The sequence below is a fragment of the Myxococcus sp. MH1 genome, from assembly GCF_059738865.1.
The window spans coordinates 9064684-9085864 of the sequence record NZ_AP026947.1 but is presented as its reverse complement, the minus strand read 5'-3'; the positions used below and the strand labels follow the sequence as shown (position 1 = coordinate 9085864).

Here is a 21181-nt window from a genome sequence, read left to right as displayed (position 1 = left end):
CGTGCCCCGGACGTCGTCGCGGAGCTCGAGGCGCAGCTGGCGCCCCCGGCGCCCCGTCCTCCTCCGCCCCGCAACCGGGTGCCCGAGGAAGCGCCGCGCATGCTCAACGTCTCCTCCACGCGCGAGGACATGTGGAACCGCGCGGAGTCGCTCGCGTGGCGGCTGAGCGCGGAGCTGGGGATGCCGGTGAAGCTGGCGGTGACGGACAACCGCTCCACCATGGTGTCCTTCCGTCGGGGAGGCAACGCGCTGCAGCTGCGCCTGCACCACATGTTCCTGGACGCGCCGGAGACGGTGGTGCGCGCGGTGGCGGACTACGCGGGCCGGGGCCACCGCACCGCGGGCGTGCTGCTGGACGAGTACATCCGGGGACAGCAGCCGCGCATCCGTCAGGTGCGGCGCGAATCCGACGCGGACCTGAACCCGCTGGGTCGCTGTTTCGACCTGCAGGCGCTTTACAACGGGGTCAACGCGACATTTTTCGACAACGTCATCCAGGCGCGCATCGGCTGGGGGCGCATGCCGCCCCGGCGGCGTCGGAAGTCCATCCGCCTGGGCGTGTACGACCATCAGACGCGGGAGATTCGCATCCATCCCGCGCTGGACAGGCCCGAGGTGCCGGCCTTCTTCGTGGAGTTCATCGTCTACCACGAGATGCTCCATCAGCTCTTCCCGAGCACGGGGCGGGGCGGGCGCCGCGTCCACCATCCGCGCGCCTTCCGGGAGCGCGAGCGCACGTACCCGCACTACACGGCGGCGCTGCGCTGGGAGCGGGAGAACCTGGGCGTGTTGTTGCGCGGTTGATGGCTCTTCTGCTCGCTGGCTCATTTACCGGTTTACCGAGCGAAGCGACCCGTGGTGCGTGCTTGACGCCTCCATGAGGTCCACCCATCCTCCCGAGCCATATGCGACGAGCGAAGATTGTCTGCACCCTCGGGCCCGCGAGTCAGAGCCAGGAGATGTTGGAGGCGCTGCTGGAGAACGGCATGGACGTGGCGAGGTTGAACTTCTCCCACGGCAGCCACGAGCAGCACGCGGAGAACATCGCCAAGCTGCGCGCGGCCTCGCTGAAGGTGCGCAAGGCGGTGGGCATCCTGGGTGATTTGCAGGGCCCGAAGATTCGCACGGGCCGCTTCACCCAGGGCAGCACGGAGCTGAAGGAGGGGGGCACCTTCCACATCACCACGGACGAGACGGTGCCGGGCACGGACGACATCGTGTCGACGACGTACCCGTTCCTGGCGGCGGACGTGAATCCGGGGGACCGCATCCTGTTGGATGACGGCCTGTTGGAGCTGAAGGTGCTCCACACGGACAAGCAGAAGCTCATCAAGACGGAGGTCATCCACGGCGGCACGCTGAAGAACAACAAGGGCATCAACCTGCCCGGCGTGGCGGTGCGCGCGGAGGCGCTGACACCGAAGGACCGTGAGGACCTGGTCTTCGGCATCAAGGCGGGCGTGGACTACATCGCGCTGTCGTTCGTGCGGCAGCCCTCCGACCTGGACACGGCCCGTCAGGCGATGGCCGAGGTGGGCCGCACGGTGCCCATCATCGCCAAGCTGGAGAAGCCGGAGGCGATTGCGCGGCTGGACGCCATCCTGGACAAGACGGACGGGGTGATGGTGGCGCGCGGCGACCTGGGCGTGGAGATTCCGCCCGAGGAGGTGCCGGCGGTCCAGAAGGACATCATCCGGCGTTCCAACCTGCGCGGCCTGCCGGTCATCGTGGCGACGCAGATGTTGAACTCGATGATCGACAACCCGCGTCCCACGCGCGCCGAGGCGAGCGACGTGGCGAACGCGGTGTTCGACGGCGCGGACGCGGTGATGCTGTCGGGCGAGACGGCGAGCGGCAAGTTCCCGATTGAGTCCGTGCAGATGATGGAGCGCATCATCCTGGCGGCGGAGTCCTCGTCGCGGGTGCAGGGGCTGTCGCCGCGCATCGACGCGCCGCTGGGCGTGCCCTCGCACTTCCCGGACGTCATCGCGCGCGTGGCGTGCGAGGCGGCGAAGGCGAGCAACGCGTCGCTGATTGCCGCCTTCACGCTGTCGGGTGTGACGGCGCGGCTGTTGTCGCACTACCGGCCGACGGTGCCGATTGTGGCCTTCAGCCCGAACCAGGAGGTCCGTCGGCGACTGGCGCTCCTGTGGGGCGTGGTGCCGCGGGTGCTCGAGCCCATCCAGGACACGGAGGCGATGGTGCGCCGCGTGGAGGAGGAGCTGCTCGCGCGAGGACTGGGCCGCAAGGGTGACCGCATCGTCATCGTCTACGGCGCGCCCGTGGGCCAGCCGGGGAAGATCAACAGCCTGCGGCTGCACACCATCGGCTGAAGCCTGACGCCGTGAGGACCTGGGGCTCGCTGCTTCGCGCGGCGGGCCCCGTTTGGTTTCCGCGAGGTCCGCTACTTCGGCGCGTGCTTCAGTGCACGGCGGGGGATCTCGGCCTCGACGAAGATCTTGAACAGCTCGGGGTCGAGCTGCCCGTTCTGCGTCTCCTTCTTGAGGATGTCGAGCGCGAGCGTGTGCGGCACGGCCTTCTTGTAGGGACGGTCGCTGGCGGTGAGGGCGTCGTAGATGTCGGAGATGGACATCATGCGCGACTGGACGGGGATGGTGCGGTCGGGGATGGCGCGGGGGTAGCCGGTGCCGTCGAGCTTCTCGTGGTGCGCGTACGCGATTTCGGGCACGCGGCGCAGGGCGCGCGTCCACGGAATCTGGGTGAGGAAGCGGTAGGTGTGCTCGACGTGGCTCTCGATTTCGCGGCGCTCGTCGGCGGAGAGGGTTCCGCGGGGGATGGAGAGCGACTGGATTTCGCGCGGCAGGAGCAGCGGCTGCGTCTGGCCCGCGTCGTCCTGGAAGTTCAGGTGGCCCAGCTCCGTGAGCCGCTCGAAGCCGCCCTGCGCCAGCACCGTGGGCCGGTTGCAGGTGAGGACGAACTCGAACACCTCGTGCAGGTGCTTGAGCTCCGTGTCGAGCCGCTCGGTCTCCTCGGCTTCAATCTCCGCGAGCGCCGAGTCCCCGCGCTTCTTCACCGCCTCGAACCGCCGCCGGTAGCTCTGCAGCTGCAAATCCTTGCGGGCGAGCTGGAAGCGGGCGCGCAGCACCTCGAGCTCATGCGGATAGAGCTTCTCCGCCTTGACGAGGACGTTCTCCCGCACGCCGACCTTGCCGAAGTCGTGCAGGAGCGACGCGTAGCGTAGCTCCTGAATCTCGGTGGCGGAGAAGCGCACCTGGGTATACGGGCCGGTGGACTGGTGCTCCAGCGCCTGGGCCAGGGACACGGTGAGGTCGGCGACGCGGCCCGAGTGACCCGCCGTGGTCGGGTCCCGCTGCTCGATGGCGACGACGGACGCGGAGACGAACCCCTCGAACAGGCGGTTGATCTCCTCGTGGAGCAGGGCGTTCTCGATGGCTCCCGCGGCCTGCGCGCCCAGCGCGAGCAGCAGCTCCTCGTCCTCGGCGTTGAAGGCCAGGTCATCGAGCTTGTTGAGGGCCTGGATGACGCCGGTGACGTCGCCATTCGCGTCGCGCATGGGGACGCAGAGGATGGTCTTCGTCTGGTATCCGCTGGAGACGTCGAACGAGCGATTGAAGCGGGTGTCCGCGTAGGCGTCGGGGATGTTGATGATGGTGCCGGTGTGGGCGACCTGTCCGGCGATGCCGCTGCCCACGGGGAGCCGGATTTCGTTCTTCGAGCCCTGGGCCACCTTGCTCCACAGCTCGTTGCGCTCGCGGTCCAGGATGAAGAGCGAGCACCGGTCCGCCTCCACCACCTTGGTGGCCTCGTAGAGGATGAGCGGCAGCAGCAGGTCCAAGTCCCGCTCGGCGCTCATGGCCTTGGCCACGTCGAGGATGGACGTGAGCTTCGCCAGGCGGCGGGTGAGGTCGGGCTGCGGCGGAGTCGGCTGCTGCGCGAGGGCGGAAGAGGGCACCGGGTGGCTCCGGGCGAGGTGTGTCCTGCGGTTGTGCAGGATTCCAAGGTTGTAACACGCCCGGGCAGGTGGTCGCCCTGGGGCCCGACCTGCTTGGTTTTCTGCTTTAGAGCGGACGTCGGGGAATTCCTTCGCTGTCGGGGTGGAAGGGAGCGGGGTATGTAGCGCCCCCATGAGCCGCCGCCCTGTCCGAATCTCGCCCTCGCTGTTGTCTTCAGACTTCGGTCGCCTGGCCGAGGAGGTCCGCGACATCGAAGCCGCGGGCGCCGATTGGATTCACGTCGACGTGATGGATGGGCGCTTCGTGCCGAACCTCACGATTGGCCCCGTGGTGGTGGAGGCCATCAAGCGTGCGGCGACGAAGCCGTTGGACGTGCACCTGATGATTGTGGAGCCGGAGAAGTACGTGGAGGCCTTCGCGAAGGCGGGGGCGGACGTGCTGACGGTGCACGTGGAGGCGAGCCCGCACCTGCACCGCACGCTGCAGCAGATTCGTCATGCGGGGGCGAAGCCGGCGGTGGTGTTGAACCCGAGCACGCCGTTGTCGGCCATCGAGGAGGTGCTGGGGGACGTGGAGATGGTGTTGTTGATGAGCGTGAACCCCGGGTTCGGGGGGCAGGGGTTCATCGAGTCCACGGTGGACAAGGTGCGCCGGCTGCGCGCGATGTTGGACGCGCGGGGGCTGGACACGGACATCGAGGTGGACGGGGGCATCAACGCCGAGACGGCGAAGAAGGTGGTGGAGGCGGGGGCGACGGTGCTGGTGGCGGGCAGCTACGTCTTCGGGGCGAAGGACCGGGCGGCGGCCATCCGTTCGCTCCGGGGGTGACGGCGGGTCAAGCCCGGGTGCGAGCCACGGTGGTGGCGAGGCGGGCGACGCGGGTCATGAAGGTGGGGTCGAAGGGCTTCACCTCGTAGTCGTCGGCGCCGAGCTCGAAGCAGACGTGTCGGGTGAACTGGTCCTCGACGCCGCTGAGGATGATGACCTTGCACTCGCGGGTGGCGGGGTCCTGCTTGAGCTGGGCGAGCAAATCCCGCCCGTCCTGGTGCTGGTTGATGTCCAGGATGATGACGGCGGGCCGGTGGAGGCGGGCCAGCTCGAGGACGCGCTCCGACGTCGTGTCCGAGATGCACGTCAGGCCGGACCGCTTCGCCTCCCGGGCGAGGGCCGACACGATGAGCGGTTCATCATCGGAGATGAGGACGACGGGGGGCATGTTCGTATGGAGCTGCACGGCCAGCTGCCTTCTCGGCCCAGAGGGGACTGGTGAATATATCCGGAACTACCGGAATGTCAGGACAATTGTTAGAGGGGGCAAGGGGCGAGGGGAGGAGCGAGGGTCTTTTCGGACCGCAGGAGGGTGGGGAGGTGGGGAGGGGGAAAGAAAAGGTGATCCGAGGACGTTGACTCAGCCGTGAGGCTCGGGTACTACCGCCGCACTTTCGCCGGTCCCGAGGAGTACCCGCCGGCGGACGGACATATCGGGGAGTGGCTCAGCCTGGTAGAGCACTTGGTTCGGGACCAAGGGGTCGCAGGTTCAAATCCTGTCTCCCCGACCATGACTTGACGGGCTGGAGATCCTTCGGGGTCTCCAGCCCGTTGCCGTTTAGGGGCCCGACGGTTGCTCGACCCGAGGCTGCTGTGGGCGGGTTTGTGTCAAGGACCGGGGTCATGGACCGCGGGAGGGTCGGCCAAGCGGATCGGGTTGCTGAGCTCGTCAGGGAGCCGCTGCTCAAGTTCGCGGCGTTGACGAGGTCGGGGTCGGCCAAGCGGATCCACGCCGTGGCTAGCGCGCTTCCGCAGCGGCGGCCTTTCGGCGCCGGACGGGAGGCGGATTGCGGTAGCTGTCGCCTTCGATGACCAGGACATGCGAGTGGTGCAGCAGCCTATCCATGGCGGCGCTGGCCATCAGCGGGTCCCCGAAGAGCGGAGGCCACTCTTCGATTGCGCGATTGGAGGTGATGACAGTGCTCTTGCGCTCGTTCCTCTGTCGGACGACTTCGTAGAGGTCCACCGGCTCGTCCTGTGTCAGCCCGCGCAGGCCGAGGTCATCGATGATGAGCAGGTCCGGCGAGGTGAAGCGCAAGAGGCGCTTGTCGTAGGAGCCGTCGCCCCGGGCGGAGCGCAACTGCATGAGCAGTTCGTGGGTGCCGACGTATAGGGTGCTGAAGCCAGCACGGCACGCGCGGTGGCCGAGAGCCTGCGCCAGGTGGGACTTGCCCACGCCGGTGGGGCCGACGATGAGCACGTTGTCGTGGCGCTCGAGGAAGCCGCAGGTGCCCAGCTCCAGCACTTTGGCCTTGGGCACGCTGGGGTTGAAGTGGAAGTCGAAGTCCTCCAGCGACCTGGCGTGCTCGAAGGAGGCGCGACGCACGCGCTGGGAGAGTTGCTTGGAGTCGCGGCGCTCCACCTCGTCTCCCAGCAGCCGGTAGAGGAATTCGGAGTGGGAGAGGTTGTCGTCCACCGCCTGCTGACGTCGAGAAACCCAAACTGCATCATCAGGGATGGAAGACCAAGTGCCAGGAACTTATCGCACGCTTTTCGAAGCAAGCGTAGGCGGAGTTTCCAGTTGGCATTTCCCTTGAGAAGAGCTCGCTGATGGCAACACCTTCCGGTCGCATGCGCACTTTGTGCTGCGGGAAGGAAAGATGCTGCCTCCCCGCTACTGCGAGTAGTTCCTTGTGAAGGCGATGTCGAGAGCCCCGCTATGCACTGCCCTTGATCTATTTATGTATCCGGAGTCTTTCTGCTCAGGGAACGCATCAGATGTTCATTGCGCAGGTCGAAGCGACAGTGATAGCGGTTGCTCAGTAGCCTTTTTTGAAGGTCTTCGAGTTCATATTCGCTCAGATGGGCACGCTCGGCCGCCTCAAGTAGCACATCCTCAATGCTCTGCCATTCAACGAGCGGGGTTGTGTTGGCAGACATCCAGTTGCGACATTTCCAGTCATCACACAGTACGCCACCACCTTCTCGTCCTGCGATGATTGCACAGGCCAATTCGCCGAGGCCTGCCTTTCTTGGGGCGTTCAGTTGTGCAATTCGATCAAGATCGCCAAGAGTCAAGTTCCTTAATGTGATTTGACCAGAAGTGACGACCGCTCTTGCTATCTCCTGGGTTTCAGGGTGGGCTCGTTCACCCAGCAACTCAACCTTGAACACATACTCAGGGAAAGCTATGGGATTTCTCAGAGTTACGACCAGTCGTGTTTGCTCGATAATAAGGGAATGGATAAAGGTCGAGCTATCTAGCATCCAAAGGCCGACCTTGCCTTGAGCGAGCGTCATAGAGCGATTCCCGTTTCCACAGCAAAGGATGCCGCCTGCCGAGGAGTCATGTCTAGCATTTCTGTAAACCGTCCCATGGTAATCAAATTGCTAGACACGGCACGGCGAAGGAGCTCCAGGTAATAGGAACTCGTGCCATATTCTGTGGCAACTTGACGGCGCTCATACTGTTGCTGAGTTAGACCAAGAGGAACTTCCGGGTCGCGCTTCTCGCTCCGCGGGATTCGCTTGGGCATAACTTTCTTGAAGGACTCCAATGTTCTCTGGGAGATCCAGCCCTTGTCCTTCAATCGGATCGCAACCGTCACGGTGTTAATACGGTAGTCTCTTCCAATTCTGAGGGTAAGTTCGGCCACATCATCCGTCGTCTGGGGCTTGGGATAACGGTCTAGAGCGCTCAGGGGGAGAAGAAACTCTGAGGCAAAATTATTCGCTCTCAGCTCTATCCAATGGCTTTCTCGTTCAGACTGGGGTGTTTGTGTGCTGTCTCTCCGGCCTAATTCCCTATTGTTGTAGTACGAAACGATACAGCTTTCTCGATCAAGAACGCCTCGTTCAAAGAGGACATGGCAATACTCGTGCGCGGCTGAGAAAAATTGCCGAAACAAATCGTCATCGTAATTGATGAGGGCGCAAACCCCAGCCCGTGGATGGAGAAGCGTAACGCCTGAGAGATTTCCGTCTTCTAGGCGCTGACGCATCAGGCCGATTCCCTGCCGACGCATCAAATCGAAGATGTTCGAAATGGGCTCGTTTCCTAAGCCTAAGCGCTTTCTTTCGGCTTGTGCGGCCTGCTTTCCTTGATCCTTGTGTAGGATGTTTTTTTCGAATCGGTACACAGGAGGCGGAGACGGCTTGGGACACCCGAGCAGTATCTCTAGATCATGCTCTGCGGCTGCAAACGACATGAAGCGCCGAAGAGCTAAGAAATCTTTGGGATTAGGGGCTGCGAGCGCCCTAAATAGCTTCTTGATCCCCGTCTCAACGTCATCGAGACTTCGCGAGATAAAATAGCGAAAGTCTGTCTTGAGTGCCTGGGCGAGAATCAGAATGTAGTCTCCAGGCACAGGAGACAAGATGCCAGACTCAAGCTGTTCAATCACTATGGGTTGGACACCGAGAATCGCAGCCAACTGAGCCGGAGAAAAGCCAACCTCAATCCGTACTTCCTTGATTCTCCGTCCGATCTCTTCTGGGGGTAATGGCATTGCTCCTCATGCGTGAGCATTCTCAGCGGAAGATTTGCCTCAAGATATGCCAACAGGGTTCGAGTGTGCCACTGACATGTAGGAGCAAGGGGAACCCTGCTAGGGGAAGTAGACTGGCGTAAGAGTCTACGGAGGAAATTGTAGGAGAGAGTATGTCGGTGACGACATGCTCTGTCTCCCACTTTGTCCTACGTCGGTGGTCGCATTCGCACTGCCACCATGTGGGGCTCGGTGGACTTGGCGCGCATTGTCGGCCAGTCGCTGCGTAACCGTCCGGCGAGCGACGTGGCGGGAGGCATTGCCGGGGTATCAGTCGTGGTGGACCCTGGCCGGAATGTCGAAGCCGGCTGAGAAGCAGGAGTGGTTCCAGGTCGCCGAGGCCTTCGAGGCGAGCGGCCTGACGCAGAAGGAGTTCTCCGCACAGCGAGGGTTGAGGCTGAGCACGCTGCAGTCGTGGGTATACCGGCGCCGACGTCAGCGCCCCCGGAAGGCGCAGGAGGTGCGCCTGCTGCCGGTGGAGGTATCGGCCGTCGCGCAGGTGAGTCCTGTGCTGCTCGAGGTGGCGCTGGCCAGCGGAGCCAGGTTGCGGTTCCCCGCGGGCGCCGACGTCGATTACGTCGCCCGGCTCGTCACCGCGCTGGGCGGGTGAGCGCGTGTTCACGCTTCCGGCGTCCGTGCGCGTGGTGCTGGCCACCGAGGCGGTGGACATGCGCAAGTCGATTGACGGCCTCATGGCGCTGGTGAAGTCCGCCTGGGGCGAGGACGTCTACTCCGGCCACCTCTTCGCCTTCGTCTCGAGGCGGGGCGACCGCATCAAGGTGCTGACGTGGAGTCGGGGAGGCTTCGTGCTGCTGTACAAGCGACTGGAGACGGGCCGCTTCCGGCTGCCGAAGGTGGACGCGGACGCGAGCGCGGTGCACCTGGACGCGACGCAGTTGGCGATGCTGCTGGGCGGCATGGATGTCACCGACGTCAAACGCTCGCCCGTCTGGACGCCACCCGGGCGCACGTCCTCGTAGCGCGAGGACAGGCCGTGGCGCCGCGAGGTGTTGGTACCAGGTGCCCCGCGAGCTGCCCCAAGACCACTTCTGTCCCTGGCGCGAGGAAGCCGAAGAGCTTCGCGAACGGATGACGTCGCTGGAGGCGAAGATGGCGGCGCTGGAGCGGCGCGTCTTCGGCCGCAAGACGGAAAAGCTGCCTCCGGTGGCAAAGGAACTGAAGCCGTCGTCCACCAGCCCGGAGGACGAGGCGGCCCGGGCCGCGAGCGCACTGCAGACGCGACGCGAGCGCGCGGCCCGTAAGGCCGCCGGGGCCGTGGAGCGCGAAGTCCCGCACGAGGTGCCCGCCGAGGAGCGGCGCTGCCCAGCGTGCGGCAGCGAGGCCCTCAAGCCCCTGGGAGAGGGGCGCCGGACGGTGGTGTACGAGTACGTGCCGGCCTTCTTCGAGAAGCAGGTGCACGAGCAAGAGGTCCTGGCGTGCGCCTGCGGCCGAGGTGTCGTCACCGCGCCCGCGCCGCCCAAGGTGGTGGACAAGGGCGAGTACGGGCCGGGTCTCCTGGCCCACGTCGTCGTCTCCAAGTGCGCGGACGCCATGCCCCTGCACCGGCTGGCTCAGCGGATGGAGCGCGGCGGGGTCCCCATGAGCCGCAGCACGCTGACGGACCTCTTCCACCAGTCCGCCGAGGTGCTGCTACCGTTGTCCTCGCACCTGCTGCAGTGCATCGCCTCTGCGGAGGTGGTGTGGGCCGACGAGACGCCACTGCGCGTGCTGGACGTGAAGAAGACGCGCCGGGGCTACCTGTGGACATTCCTCACCCAGACGCCCCAGGGAGAGTGGCTCATCGGCTACCGCTTCAGCCTGGGGCGCGCGGGCAAGACGCCCAAGGACGTGCTGGGAGGCACCACGGGCGCGCTCGTGGTGGACGGGTACACTGGCTACAACGCGGTGACGCTGCCGGAGGGCCGCACGCGCGTCGGCTGCTAGGCCCACCTGCGTCGTCGCTTCTTCGAGGCGCTGTCCACCGCGCCTGAAGCCCGGGAGGCGATGGACCTCATCCTCGAGCTCTACCGCGTGGAAGCGCAGGCGCGGGACGCGGACCTCGTGGGTACCGCCGCGCACCGCGCGCTGCGCCAGGAGTCCAGCACTCGCATTCTCGCGCGTCTGTCGACGTGGCTCGCAGTCCAGACGCCGCTCCACCCGCCGAAGAGTCCCATGGGGCAGGCCCTCTCCTACGCGACGAAGCAATGGGACGCGCTGACGCGCTTCCTCGACGACGCGCGACTGCCTTTGGACAACAGCCGCTCCGAGGCGGCTCTGAGAAAAGCGGCAACGCCCCGTTCATTCTGCCGTAAGCATCGCGGAAGTTGCCCAGGTCCAATACCAATGGCACCCCTTGGTGGGCCCAGCAGGTTCCAGTCCTGTACCGAGAACATCGCAAAGGAGAGCAAGTCGCTATTTGCGAACTGCTTGATGGCTCGCGAGCGGTTGTCCCCGCCTGGATGCTGGAGCGGGCGGCTTGCGCGACGCTGACTTTCGGCATTCCGCGGGTTTCGTTGGAGGCACTTCGCGATTTGCGCCGGTTGCTCGACGCGCAGGCATCCGAGCACGCGTCGGCAACCACCTCAGGCTTGAGGGTGGAGGTCGCGCATGGCCAACCACCAGGAAAGGAAGCCGAAACAGCTCTCGCTCCCGCTCGGAAGGGCGCCGAGTCCCCGGGTCACCGAAGAGCAGCACCACCAAGTGGTACTGCTGCTCGCGCAGCTCCTGCTGCGCACGGTGCCTCCGCCAAGCCGCGGCGCCGGCGCCGCGACGGAGGCCGGCGATGAACCGTACTGAGTTGCCGGAGACGGTCCTGCAGCGGCGCGCCATCGTCTACGTCCGTCAATCCACCGTCGCGCAGGTTCAGGACAACGTGGAGAGTCAGCGCCGCCAGTATGCGCTCGCTGACCTGGCGCGCGCCTACGGATTCCGTGACGTCGTCACCATCGATGAAGACCTTGGCCGCTCGGCCAGCGGGACGATCGCCCGTCCGGGCTTCGAGGCGCTGGTAGCACAACTTTGCCAGGGCCGCGTCGGAGCCGGCTTCTGCCTGGAGGCTTCCCGGCTGGCGCGCAACGGTCGTGAGTGGCACCACCTCCTGGAGTTGTGTGGCCTTGTGGATGCTCGCGTGGTCGACGGCGACGGTGCCTATGACCCGAGCGTGCCGAATGACCGGCTACTCCTCGGACTGAAGGGGACCATCAGTGAATTCGAGCTGACCCTGATGCGCCGCCGGCTCATCGACGGAGCGCAGGCCAAGGCACGGCGCGGGGAACTCCATATTCCCGTGCCGGTCGGTTACCTGTGGGCCCAGGGGCCTGCCTTGGAAATAGACCCGGACCGGCGCGTGCAGGAAGCCATCCGTACGGTGTTCCGACTCTTCGCGCGCCTGGAGAGCGCACGGCAGGTGCATCTGTCCATGTGCCGTGAGCGCCACCTGTTCCCACGGCCGAGCGATGGCAAGCGGTGGGGGGCACCCAGGTGCTGGACGCCACCGACCTACCGCAACATCATCAGCGTGTTACAGAATCCTGTCTACGCAGGCGTGTATGCGTATGGGAAGTCGACCCAGCGCACCCAGCTTGTCGAGGGGCGCCTTACGAAGAGCTACGGGCACCCCCGTCCCATGCACCTATGGACGGTGCTGCTGAGAGACCATCATGCAGGCTACATTTGCTGGGAAGAGTTCGAGCGCAACCAGGAACGCCTGCGGCGCAACGCGCACCGCCGCCCTGCTGGCAGCGCGAAGTCGGCAAGAGGCGGAGGAGCCCTGCTCTCGGGCCTGCTGCGTTGCCGCTGTGGGCGCATGCTCCTCGTGGCGTACACCGGGCGTCCGCCGCGCCGCGCGCGCTACCTCTGTCACCGGGGCCGGGAGGCCCACGGCACCGCGCCCTGCATCTCCTTCGGCTCCTCTCGGCCGGACGACCTCGTTGCGGCCGAGGTGCTGCGAGCCGTCGCTCCCGTCGCCGTGGAAGCAGCAATAGCCGCCATGGACCTTGCCCAGCAGCAACACGCCGAGCGGCGGCGCGCCCTCGAACTCGAGAAGGAGCAGGCGAACTACGAGGTGCGTCTCGCACAGCGTCGCTACGAAGCCGTCGACCCGGACAATCGACTCGTCGCCGCCGAGTTGGAAGCGCGATGGAATGCGGCACTCACGCAACTGCGTGCATGCGAGCAGCGCGTCAGTGAGCGGGAGCCTTCGTCTGCCTCCGTCCCGGACCGCGAAGCGCTGTTACGTTTGGCAGGCGACCTGCGCACAGCATGGGACGCCCCAGGGGCGGATGCCGCCTTGAAGCAGCGACTGGTGCGTACCCTGATTGAGGAGGTAGTCGTCGACATCGACGATGCTCGCCGAGAGCTGGTGCTCATCATTCACTGGCGGGGTGGGCAGCACTCAGAGGTGCGAGCACGCAAGCCCGCCACGGGAGAGCACCGCAAGCGTGCCTCCGCCGACGCCGATGCGATGATTCGTGCGATGGCTGGCGAGCAGTCGGACGCGGCCATGGCGGTACGTCTCAACCAGGCGGGCCACCGAACTGGCCACGGCCTTGCGTGGACCCATAGGCGCGTCGCTGCGTACCGACGGACGGCACGAATTCCAGCCTACGCCTCTGGCCGGCAGGACAGCGGCTGGCTCACCATGCGGGATGCTGCCGCAGCCCTCGGCGTGCCGAACCAAGCCATTCGAAAACTCATCCAGTGTGGGCTTCTCCCCGCCAAGCAGGTGATGCCGGATGCTCCGTGGCAGATTCGAGCGGAGGACCTGCGAGCGACACACGTGCTTGAGACCGTCCACAAGCGACGTAGGAGCCCTCGCGGCGCGAGCAAGCCCCGCCGTCGCGTGAAGCGGTCGACAACGCCCCGAAGAGGTGACGCACAATGAAACTCCCATTGCGGCCTTTCTCAGAGCCGCCTCGGAGCGGCTGTTGTCCAAAGGCAGTCGCGCGTCGTCGAGGAAGCGCGTCAGCGCGTCCCATTGCTTCGTCGCGTAGGAGAGGGCCTGCCCCATGGGACTCTTCGGCGGGTGGAGCGGCGTCTGGACTGCGAGCCACGTCGACAGACGCGCGAGAATGCGAGTGCTGGACTCCTGGCGCAGCGCGCGGTGCGCGGCGGTACCCACGAGGTCCGCGTCCCGCGCCTGCGCTTCCACGCGGTAGAGCTCGAGGATGAGGTCCATCGCCTCCCGGGCTTCAGGCGCGGTGGACAGCGCCTCGAAGAAGCGACGACGCAGGTGGGCCTAGCAGCCGACGCGCGTGCGGCCCTCCGGCAGCGTCACCGCGTTGTAGCCAGTGTACCCGTCCACCACGAGCGCGCCCGTGGTGCCTCCCAGCACGTCCTTGGGCGTCTTGCCCGCGCGCCCCAGGCTGAAGCGGTAGCCGATGAGCCACTCTCCCTGGGGCGTCTGGGTGAGGAATGTCCACAGGTAGCCCCGGCGCGTCTTCTTCACGTCCAGCACGCGCAGTGGCGTCTCGTCGGCCCACACCACCTCCGCAGAGGCGATGCACTGCAGCAGGTGCGAGGACAACGGTAGCAGCACCTCGGCGGACTGGTGGAAGAGGTCCGTCAGCGTGCTGCGGCTCATGGGGACCCCGCCGCGCTCCATCCGCTGAGCCAGCCGGTGCAGGGGCATGGCGTCCGCGCACTTGGAGACGACGACGTGGGCCAGGAGACCCGGCCCGTACTCGCCCTTGTCCACCACCTTGGGCGGCGCGGGCGCGGTGACGACACCTCGGCCGCAGGCGCACGCCAGGACCTCTTGCTCGTGCACCTGCTTCTCGAAGAAGGCCGGCACGTACTCGTACACCACCGTCCGGCGCCCCTCTCCCAGGGGCTTGAGGGCCTCGCTGCCGCACGCTGGGCAGCGCCGCTCCTCGGCGGGCACCTCGTGCGGGACTTCGCGCTCCACGGCCCCGGCGGCCTTACGGGCCGCGCGCTCGCGTCGCGTCTGCAGTGCGCTCGCGGCCCGGGCCGCCTCGTCCTCCGGGCTGGTGGACGACGGCTTCAGTTCCTTTGCCACCGGAGGCAGCTTTTCCGTCTTGCGGCCGAAGACGCGCCGCTCCAGCGCCGCCATCTTCGCCTCCAGCGACGTCATCCGTTCGCGAAGCTCTTCGGCTTCCTCGCGCCAGGGACAGAAGTGGTCTTGGGGCAGCTCGCGGGGCACCTGGTACCAACACCTCGCGGCGCCACGGCCTGTCCTCGCGCTACGAGGACGTGCGCCCGGGTGGCGTCCAGACGGGCGAGCGTTTGACGTCGGTGACATCCATGCCGCCCAGCAGCATCGCCAACTGCGTCGCGTCCAGGTGCACCGCGCTCGCGTCCGCGTCCACCTTCGGCAGCCGGAAGCGGCCCGTCTCCAGTCGCTTGTACAGCAGCACGAAGCCTCCCCGACTCCACGTCAGCACCTTGATGCGGTCGCCCCGCCTCGAGACGAAGGCGAAGAGGTGGCCGGAGTAGACGTCCTCGCCCCAGGCGGACTTCACCAGCGCCATGAGGCCGTCAATCGACTTGCGCATGTCCACCGCCTCGGTGGCCAGCACCACGCGCACGGACGCCGGAAGCGTGAACACGCGCTCACCCGCCCAGCGCGGTGACGAGCCGGGCGACGTAATCGACGTCGGCGCCCGCGGGGAACCGCAACCTGGCTCCGCTGGCCAGCGCCACCTCGAGCAGCACAGGACTCACCTGCGCGACGGCCGATACCTCCACCGGCAGCAGGCGCACCTCCTGCGCCTTCCGGGGGCGCTGACGTCGGCGCCGGTATACCCACGACTGCAGCGTGCTCAGCCTCAACCCTCGCTGTGCGGAGAACTCCTTCTGCGTCAGGCCGCTCGCCTCGAAGGCCTCGGCGACCTGGAACCACTCCTGCTTCTCAGCCGGCTTCGACATTCCGGCCAGGGTCCACCACGACTGATACCCCGGCAATGCCTCCCGCCACGTCGCTCGCCGGACGGTTACGCAGCGACTGCGCGTCCTCGCCCTTCAGTCGGGCATTCTCGAGGGCGAGGGCTTCGAGACGCTGGCCCCCTGTGTCAGGGAGTTTGACGGGCACTCCGGTCATGGCCTCAACCGTGGAAGTCGAAGATGTCGACGGCTTCCTTGAGGACGTTGAGCGCGGCATCTCGCTGCGATGACGTGGTCTCGGCGGGCAGGACGATGTTCATTCGCAAGGGAATGCCCTCCGCCGTGAAGGAGCCATCGAGCACCAGGGGAATGATGTTCCCCGGGTCCTGGCTACCCTGTGGCAGGTGCCTGGCGATGTTGTCCAGCCGCAGCAGAGTGGGGCGTGAAGCCTTTGCATTCCGGTCCTTGGTGACGCGCTCCAGCCGGTAGACGAAGGGGAACAGGTTCCGGATGCGGCTGTCGAACTCCTCCAGTTTCGACATGACGAGGTGCCCCCGCTCGTCCACGCCCACCTTCATCGGCTCCTGCTTCTTCGCCTCAGGCAGCGTCTGGAGCTTGCCCGTCTTCCTGCGCGCCTCCGTGAGGGCCTTGAGTTCCTCGTCGTAGTCTGCGCGCGGTTGTTGCCCCAGCCGGCGGACGCGCTGAAGCCACAGTTCCGCGGTGAGCGGCTGCTGGAGCCGGACCCGAGAATGCCGGGCACAGCGCACCCCGAAGTCCTCCAGCAACACCACGTCGAGGTGGTTCTCCGAATAGTAGCGGGCTAGGGCCTCGAAGGTCGCAGTGGCGGCATCCGCCTCGCGGAACAGGTCCTCCCGGGCCACCTCTCGCAGCAACGGCACCAGCGCGGGACTCGCCGGCGGCTGGGCCAGGGCCGAGGCCAACTGGCGAATCAGGCGAGCCCCCTCCTGGGGGAACTTCACCCGGTACTCCTTCAAGACGGCCGGAATCTGCTGCGCCCCCTTGCCCAGCTCCGGCGTCGTCCTCATGAGGACGACCCACTTGTCCAACCACTGGGTGTCCCAGGGAACTGGCTGATTGGCCTGCGCCAGGGCATCCGCAGCATCCCCCAGCAGCGTCACGTAGTCCGCGCCCTTGCGCTCCCCGGCCGGGATGGACGACAGGGTCTGCCCGAAGAGGCGAATCGCGTCATCCTCCCGGTTGTCTAGGAAGGCGTCTCCCGCCTTCTCCCGAAGCTCCTTCCAGGTGTGCGGCTCAAGCACCGTTTCCAAGCTGCCCCTTACCTCCGAGGCGGATGGACGCTGCTCAGGGTCGCGAGAGAGCATCAGCAGAAGCAGGCTGGCTAGCCGAGTGGGCATGCGTGCTTCTTCCAGCAGGCGCTCCAGCCGCTCCGGTGTGCTGAACGCCTCACGCGGCTCGCACCCCGTCAGCACCCGGAGGAACAACGCCCCCAGCGAGTAGATGTCCGCGGGAGGGGTACGCCGGCCGCCCAGCGCCTTTTCCGGCGCGATGTAGCCGGGTGTGCCGAGGGCAGTCGTGCCGTCCTGGACGGGCTGCGTGTCGAACCCGGCGATGCCGAAGTCGATGAGGGTGGGTTCCCAGACCCCCATCTGCTGCGCCACCATGATGTTCCTGGGAGACAGGTCCTTGTGGACGATGTTCTCGGCGTGGCAGGCGCCAACGGCGTCGACAATCTTTTTCAGCAGGTGGACCTGGGCGACCACGTCGCCGCCAGGAAGAATCGTCTGCGCCGACGCGGGCTTCGTTCCCAGGACGGACTCCAGCGTCTCGCCATTGATGTAGTTGAGGACCACGACTCCACCGTGGCGATCGTCGATGCTGGCCCCCAGGAAGCCGACGACGTTCGGGTGGCGGATGCGGGACAGCACCTTCTTCTCCCGCTCGATGCGCTCGTGCAGCCCCACCGTGCCCTCAGGGTAGATGCGAAGCACGACGTCGTGCCCGCCTTCCTGCACGTTCTCCGCGAGCCAGATTTCCGCCTCTCCGCCCTTGTCCAGGAACTTGCGCTTCCGGTACCGCCCCAGCACCAAGTCCGGGTCCGGGCGAGAGGTGACGGGCTGGAGCTTCACCTTCTCCGGATCCAGCGCGGCGAGCTGCCGGCACAGCCACTCCCCACGAAGGTAGTGGCGCCCCCCTTCACGGGTCTGGATGAGGCCCATCTGGGCCAGCTCATCCAACTGGCGCTGAGGCTCTCCCGGCTCGAACTCCACGCTGTTGCGCTGGAGCCACGCATCCACGTCCGTGATGCGGACGTAGCCATCGAAGTCGCCCCGCTCATTCAGGGTCGAGGCCACCGCGCGCAGCACGGTGAGCTGGCGCAGCGTCGCTGCACCATCGTCCTCGTCCTCGTGGAGCATGTACTTGACGAACTCGGCGAGCCGCCCCGTCTGGGCATCGTCGTCCAGCAGGAGCGCGTCCGCATCCGCCACCGTGCACCAGCTCCGCTGCTGGTGCCGCAACATCTCCACCAGGAGGCCGCCCAGTCGATTCAGCACATAAGGATTGCCGCCGCTCAGGCTGATGAGCCGCCGGCGCGTGCGCCCGTCCAACTCCAGGGGAACCCGCTCGCGCAGGTAGCGGTCCGCCTCCTCGTTGGTCAGTTCCTTGACCTCGAAGGACTCCACGGCATTCGCCAAGTCGGTGGACTCCTGGACGAGCCCCTTGAGGCTCTGCAGGCCGCTCAGGACGAAGGCGACCTCTAGCTTGCCGCTGCGCTCATTGAAGTGCCGCAAGGCCGCCAGCAGCGCTAGGCGCTCCTGCTTGGAGCCCAGACCGGCAATCCACTTCTGGAACTCGTCGAGCAGCAGCAGGACCCGCGTCTTCTCCTTGAGCGACTCCGAGAGCCGGTCGAACCAGTGCAGGAAGCGCTGGGACATCTCGTCCGCCCGGCTCAGGTCCGTCACGTTCATCGCGGCCGCGTCCACCCCGCTGCGGGCCAGCGCCTCCACCAGCAGCTCGGACAGCGTCGAGAACGCGGTGGCGGCCGTGGTCATCCGTGGTCCGTTCCACACGTGGCGGCGAACGGAGAACAGCTTCTGTATCTCCCGGTCTCCCTCCAGCGAGGCGCAGATGGAGCTCTTTCCGCGCCGCCGCCGGCCGAAGATGACCGCGCGCACGGCCCGGCCCTGGCGCAGCCGCCCCCGCAATTTCTTGAAGCACGTCTGCACGGACGAGGACGACAGCCGGAAGGTCTTCTCGTCGTTGAGGTCGACGGGCTCGCCGTTGAAGCCCGTGATTTCCGCCTCCGCGAGCGCCCGCTCCTCGAACCGCAGCGGCAGCACGTAGCTCTCATCCTGCCCGCCGCCGAACCACGAGGAGCGAAGGGACAGCCGCAGCTCGCTGAACTGCTCCGCCTTGTCCGGGTCCAGCTCGAGCCGGCAGGCGATGACCACCGAGGACGTGTCCTCCAGGTTCTGGTCGCTCAGCCACGAGACGTGGAGCTCGGTAGGGGCGGAGCTGATGGGCGAGTCGCCCTTGGCGGGCCGACTCACCAGGATGCTGATGCCCCCCACGGCGGCGTCGCCGCCATTGCGCACGCGGATGGGGACTTCCACGAACCTAGCGCCGGGAGTGAGGGACAGGCCCTTCTCCGCGGCCTTGGGCAGCGCGATACCGGGCTTGGGGGCTGCATTGCTCCCGCGGCCCCGCTCCCAGAGCCTGCTGCCCATCGCCGCGACGAAGTCCGTGACGAGCGGCTGGAGGGACTTCAGCTTGGGCACGTCCGGCCGGGCCCCGCGCCGGGACTGCCGCTCTGCGTCGTCGAGGAAGTCCTCAATCGTTTCGGAGTCTTGGGGCTCGGCCCCGAGCGCCTGGAGGACGGCGTTGCGGCACTCAAGGCTCTTGTCGCGGCCGACGAGCGCCGCAGCGATGCCAATGCCGTCCAGCAGCCGGCGGGCCACGGCGGCCGAGGTCCGCGCTAGGGCGCCCACCGCCTGCGCCAGGGGCAGGTGAAGCCCTGGCGCCACCAGTTCCGCGCAGGCGCGCGCCAGGGCAGGGGACTTGCTCGCGGCCTCCGCGCACTCCAGCAGCCCTCGCTCCAGCTCTGCGGGAGTTCTGGAGGAGAGAACTCCCGCCAGCCGCCTGCGGCCCCGGCCGTCCAGCCGGTCCAGGGCCGCGCAATGAAGAGCCATGGCCGCCACGGCGACGTCGAAGTGCGGGGCCATGGGGTCCTTGCGAACCACCTCCTGGAGCTTCGCCGCCTCTCCCAGGAACTCGAGACATTGCGCCAGGGGCCGTATGGGCGTGTCCGCCCTGGCCACCGAGCCCCACAGGACCAGCAGGTTGCGGGCCGCGGCATTCACGGCGGCGGCGTCGGAGGCCGACGCGGGCACCTGGACGAGCACCGGCTCGTTGGCCCGGCCATCGACGGGCAGGAACGAGGGGACCTCTCCCGTCACTTCGTGGCGTGCTTCCTCGCGCAGACGCCCCAGCAGGCCCGCCGACATGAGCGCCGGGACAGCTCCTGTCACCCGGAAGCGCAGCTCGATGTCGCGCTCCTTGCTCCTAGGCGCGGGCGCCTCCTCGCGCACTCCCGGGGCCTCCACCCTGGAGCCGTTCGCGCGTGCCTTGAGCGTGGTGGCCACGTTCCGGTCGAACTGCTGGATCCTTTCGAGCAGGCCTTGCGCCCCCGCCGACGCGTCAGGCGGGGGGAGCAGCTCGATGGAGCCATCCAGGGAGGCCTCACCGAGCCGCTGGAACAGCGCCTCGACCTGCTTTTCGCACCGGGCGACCTCGGCCTCCAGCGCGGCTGGCAGCTTCGCCAGCCCCATGAGGGTGCAATCGAACGGAGCCACCGTCCCGAGCGACTTGCCCACCGCACTGGCGAGCTGATGGGCTTCCTGCTCCACGGAGGCGGACGCATCCGAGAGGTGCTGGATGCTCTCGGCAATCCGGCTGCCTAGGGTCTGCAACTGCCTGCCCAGGTCCAGCGCGGACCCGAAGGACTCGAGGGAGATGGATGCCAGGGAGCCGGTAGCGTCTTGCAGCCGCGTATTGGCCAGAGCGAGCCGCTCTCTCGTCGGCAGTTTCTCAATGGACGCCCTCAACCCCGCGCAGAGCGCCTGGACACAGGCGCGGTATTCGGCCAGCCGCGCACGGTGGCTCTCCTCGCTGGCGGGCGGAGGGGCCGCGGGGGCCGGGGCCTCTTCCGGCGGCTTGTGCCGCGTGCCAGAAGCGCCCACCGGGCGGCTGGGAGGCTGGAGCGGCCCCGACGGGAGTGCCAGGGGCGACTCCAGGGCGTGGAGGATGCGCTGGATGTCTCCCGAGAGGAACGCGATGAGGACGTTGATGAGGTCCAGCAACTCGTGCGGCGTCTCGTCGCGAATCTTCCTCAGGCTCTCGGCGGAGCGCTTGAGCTGCTCCCATTCGCCGGTTTCGAAGGCTTGGCGCACCCGGCTGAATGCGTTGTGGGCGCGATGGTCCAGGGTCGGGTCCTGCGAGGCGGTCAGGGCGATGCGCTGCAGGGTGCGCACGGCACTAGCCTGTCGCCCCCGGTCGTCGAGCGCCTCCGCCAAGAGTTTCGTGAGTTGGTCCGCGTCCGCGACGAGCCGCTTAAGGGTGGCGCCGTCGGCGCGCTTGGCCTCTTTCCCCAGCAGCCCCGCCTCCTTCGCGACCTGCCGCAGCAGGCTAATACCCAACTGGGCATTCACCTTGCGGAGCACGTCCTTGAGCGTCGTGCGCTCCTGCGCGGACAGGCTCTTGAGCGCGGTGGCGGACTGCATGCTGACCTCCAGGGTACTGGCGGGCACGGAGACCTCTTTACGGGCAGGAGCCGGTGCCGGCTTCGCGGGCAGGGGAGTGGAGTACGCACGCACGGCCCATTCCGGTCCCCGC

Annotated in this window: 15 protein-coding genes, 1 tRNA gene and 2 pseudogenes; 9 read left to right on the top strand and 9 right to left on the bottom strand. The window is 66.8% G+C overall.

Features of this window, described 5'->3' with window-relative positions:
- Window positions 1-99 precede the first annotated feature (99 nt).
- Both AC6JA9_RS35855 and pyk read left to right on the top strand, forming a co-directional pair.
- Complete coding sequence (locus AC6JA9_RS35855) at window positions 100-804, top strand: hypothetical protein (protein ID WP_408889178.1); 705 nt, start codon at window positions 100-102, stop codon at window positions 802-804.
- A 101-nt stretch (window positions 805-905) separates the two neighbouring features.
- A complete protein-coding gene (gene pyk / locus AC6JA9_RS35850; RefSeq protein WP_223747194.1) occupies window positions 906-2333 on the top strand; it encodes a pyruvate kinase in 1428 nt (475 codons plus the stop codon).
- 71 nt (window positions 2334-2404) lie between these two features.
- Here the strand turns inward: pyk and AC6JA9_RS35845 are convergent, their stop codons facing one another.
- Window positions 2405-3934 (bottom strand): GAF and HD-GYP domain-containing protein, encoded by a 1530-nt coding sequence (locus tag AC6JA9_RS35845; protein ID WP_473568804.1) that lies wholly within the window; start codon window positions 3932-3934, stop codon window positions 2405-2407.
- A gap of 172 nt (window positions 3935-4106) precedes the next feature.
- Here AC6JA9_RS35845 and rpe point away from each other — a divergent pair, with 172 nt between their 5' ends.
- Window positions 4107-4763 (top strand): ribulose-phosphate 3-epimerase, encoded by a 657-nt coding sequence (gene rpe, locus AC6JA9_RS35840; RefSeq protein WP_141325276.1) that lies wholly within the window; start codon window positions 4107-4109, stop codon window positions 4761-4763.
- 7 nt (window positions 4764-4770) lie between these two features.
- Here rpe and AC6JA9_RS35835 read toward each other — a convergent pair whose 3' ends face one another.
- On the bottom strand, window positions 4771-5151 hold the full coding sequence (locus AC6JA9_RS35835; RefSeq protein WP_046718495.1) for a response regulator: 381 nt from the start codon (window positions 5149-5151) through the stop codon (window positions 4771-4773).
- Between the two features lie 266 nt (window positions 5152-5417).
- On the opposite strand from AC6JA9_RS35835, the gene AC6JA9_RS35830 reads away from it, so the two are divergent.
- Window positions 5418-5494, top strand: a tRNA-Pro gene (locus AC6JA9_RS35830).
- A 227-nt stretch (window positions 5495-5721) separates the two neighbouring features.
- On the opposite strand, the gene istB is transcribed toward AC6JA9_RS35830, so the two are convergent.
- The 3 genes from istB to AC6JA9_RS35815 form a co-directional block, all read right to left on the bottom strand.
- Window positions 5722-6441 carry an IS21-like element helper ATPase IstB gene (istB, locus tag AC6JA9_RS35825; RefSeq protein WP_223782897.1) on the bottom strand — a complete coding sequence of 240 codons (720 nt, stop codon included), beginning with the start codon at window positions 6439-6441 and terminating at the stop codon, window positions 5722-5724.
- Between the two features lie 221 nt (window positions 6442-6662).
- Window positions 6663-7223, bottom strand: coding sequence for a hypothetical protein (locus AC6JA9_RS35820; RefSeq protein ID WP_223782506.1), 561 nt, complete (start codon window positions 7221-7223; stop codon window positions 6663-6665).
- A complete protein-coding gene (locus tag AC6JA9_RS35815) occupies window positions 7220-8431 on the bottom strand; it encodes a helix-turn-helix domain-containing protein (protein ID WP_497958493.1) in 1212 nt (403 codons plus the stop codon). Before AC6JA9_RS35815 ends, AC6JA9_RS35820 begins: the two co-directional genes overlap by 4 nt.
- Window positions 8432-8765: 334 nt before the next feature.
- On the opposite strand from AC6JA9_RS35815, the gene tnpA (AC6JA9_RS35810) reads away from it, so the two are divergent.
- The 5 genes and pseudogenes from tnpA (AC6JA9_RS35810) to AC6JA9_RS35790 all read left to right on the top strand — a co-directional run bounded on the left by tnpA (AC6JA9_RS35810) (window position 8766) and on the right by AC6JA9_RS35790 (window position 13352).
- On the top strand, window positions 8766-9080 hold the full coding sequence (gene tnpA / locus AC6JA9_RS35810) for an IS66 family insertion sequence element accessory protein TnpA (protein ID WP_267699516.1): 315 nt from the start codon (window positions 8766-8768) through the stop codon (window positions 9078-9080).
- 4 nt (window positions 9081-9084) lie between these two features.
- The gene (tnpB, locus tag AC6JA9_RS35805) at window positions 9085-9450 is read left to right on the top strand and encodes an IS66 family insertion sequence element accessory protein TnpB (RefSeq protein WP_267699515.1); all 366 of its coding nucleotides are present in this window, start codon (window positions 9085-9087) and stop codon (window positions 9448-9450) included.
- Window positions 9392-10960 (top strand): annotated as a pseudogene (gene tnpC / locus AC6JA9_RS35800) (IS66 family transposase). The gene tnpB (AC6JA9_RS35805) and the pseudogene tnpC (AC6JA9_RS35800) overlap by 59 nt, the downstream one beginning before the upstream one ends.
- Window positions 10961-11077: 117 nt before the next feature.
- Entirely contained in the window at window positions 11078-11266 is a 189-nt protein-coding gene (locus tag AC6JA9_RS35795; protein WP_267699514.1) for a hypothetical protein, read from the top strand.
- Window positions 11253-13352 carry a recombinase family protein gene (locus AC6JA9_RS35790; RefSeq protein ID WP_497958492.1) on the top strand — a complete coding sequence of 700 codons (2100 nt, stop codon included), beginning with the start codon at window positions 11253-11255 and terminating at the stop codon, window positions 13350-13352. Before AC6JA9_RS35795 ends, AC6JA9_RS35790 begins: the two co-directional genes overlap by 14 nt.
- Before the next feature lie 15 nt (window positions 13353-13367).
- On the opposite strand, the pseudogene tnpC (AC6JA9_RS35785) reads toward AC6JA9_RS35790, so the two are convergent.
- From tnpC (AC6JA9_RS35785) to AC6JA9_RS35770, 4 genes and pseudogenes are all read right to left on the bottom strand, one after another.
- Window positions 13368-14540: pseudogene (gene tnpC / locus AC6JA9_RS35785) on the bottom strand (IS66 family transposase); the annotation flags it as partial.
- A gap of 130 nt (window positions 14541-14670) precedes the next feature.
- Window positions 14671-15036 (bottom strand): IS66 family insertion sequence element accessory protein TnpB, encoded by a 366-nt coding sequence (gene tnpB, locus AC6JA9_RS35780; protein WP_267699515.1) that lies wholly within the window; start codon window positions 15034-15036, stop codon window positions 14671-14673.
- A 4-nt stretch (window positions 15037-15040) separates the two neighbouring features.
- Entirely contained in the window at window positions 15041-15355 is a 315-nt protein-coding gene (gene tnpA / locus AC6JA9_RS35775; protein ID WP_267699516.1) for an IS66 family insertion sequence element accessory protein TnpA, read from the bottom strand.
- A gap of 176 nt (window positions 15356-15531) precedes the next feature.
- A complete protein-coding gene (locus AC6JA9_RS35770; protein ID WP_497958491.1) occupies window positions 15532-21069 on the bottom strand; it encodes a protein kinase domain-containing protein in 5538 nt (1845 codons plus the stop codon).
- Between the last annotated feature and the right edge of the window lie 112 nt (window positions 21070-21181).

Coding starts and splice junctions, on each gene's coding strand:
- AC6JA9_RS35835 (WP_046718495.1), bottom strand. CDS start 5,151: ATGCCCCCCGTCGTCCTCATCTCCGATGATGAACCGCTCATCGTGTCG.
- tnpA (WP_267699516.1), top strand. CDS start 8,766: ATGTCGAAGCCGGCTGAGAAGCAGGAGTGGTTCCAGGTCGCCGAGGCC.
- AC6JA9_RS35815 (WP_497958493.1), bottom strand. CDS start 8,431: ATGCCATTACCCCCAGAAGAGATCGGACGGAGAATCAAGGAAGTACGG.
- AC6JA9_RS35855 (WP_408889178.1), top strand. CDS start 100: ATGCTCAACGTCTCCTCCACGCGCGAGGACATGTGGAACCGCGCGGAG.
- pyk (WP_223747194.1), top strand. CDS start 906: ATGCGACGAGCGAAGATTGTCTGCACCCTCGGGCCCGCGAGTCAGAGC.
- rpe (WP_141325276.1), top strand. CDS start 4,107: ATGAGCCGCCGCCCTGTCCGAATCTCGCCCTCGCTGTTGTCTTCAGAC.
- AC6JA9_RS35795 (WP_267699514.1), top strand. CDS start 11,078: ATGGCCAACCACCAGGAAAGGAAGCCGAAACAGCTCTCGCTCCCGCTC.
- tnpA (WP_267699516.1), bottom strand. CDS start 15,355: ATGTCGAAGCCGGCTGAGAAGCAGGAGTGGTTCCAGGTCGCCGAGGCC.
- AC6JA9_RS35790 (WP_497958492.1), top strand. CDS start 11,253: ATGAACCGTACTGAGTTGCCGGAGACGGTCCTGCAGCGGCGCGCCATC.
- AC6JA9_RS35770 (WP_497958491.1), bottom strand. CDS start 21,069: ATGCAGTCCGCCACCGCGCTCAAGAGCCTGTCCGCGCAGGAGCGCACG.
- AC6JA9_RS35820 (WP_223782506.1), bottom strand. CDS start 7,223: ATGACGCTCGCTCAAGGCAAGGTCGGCCTTTGGATGCTAGATAGCTCG.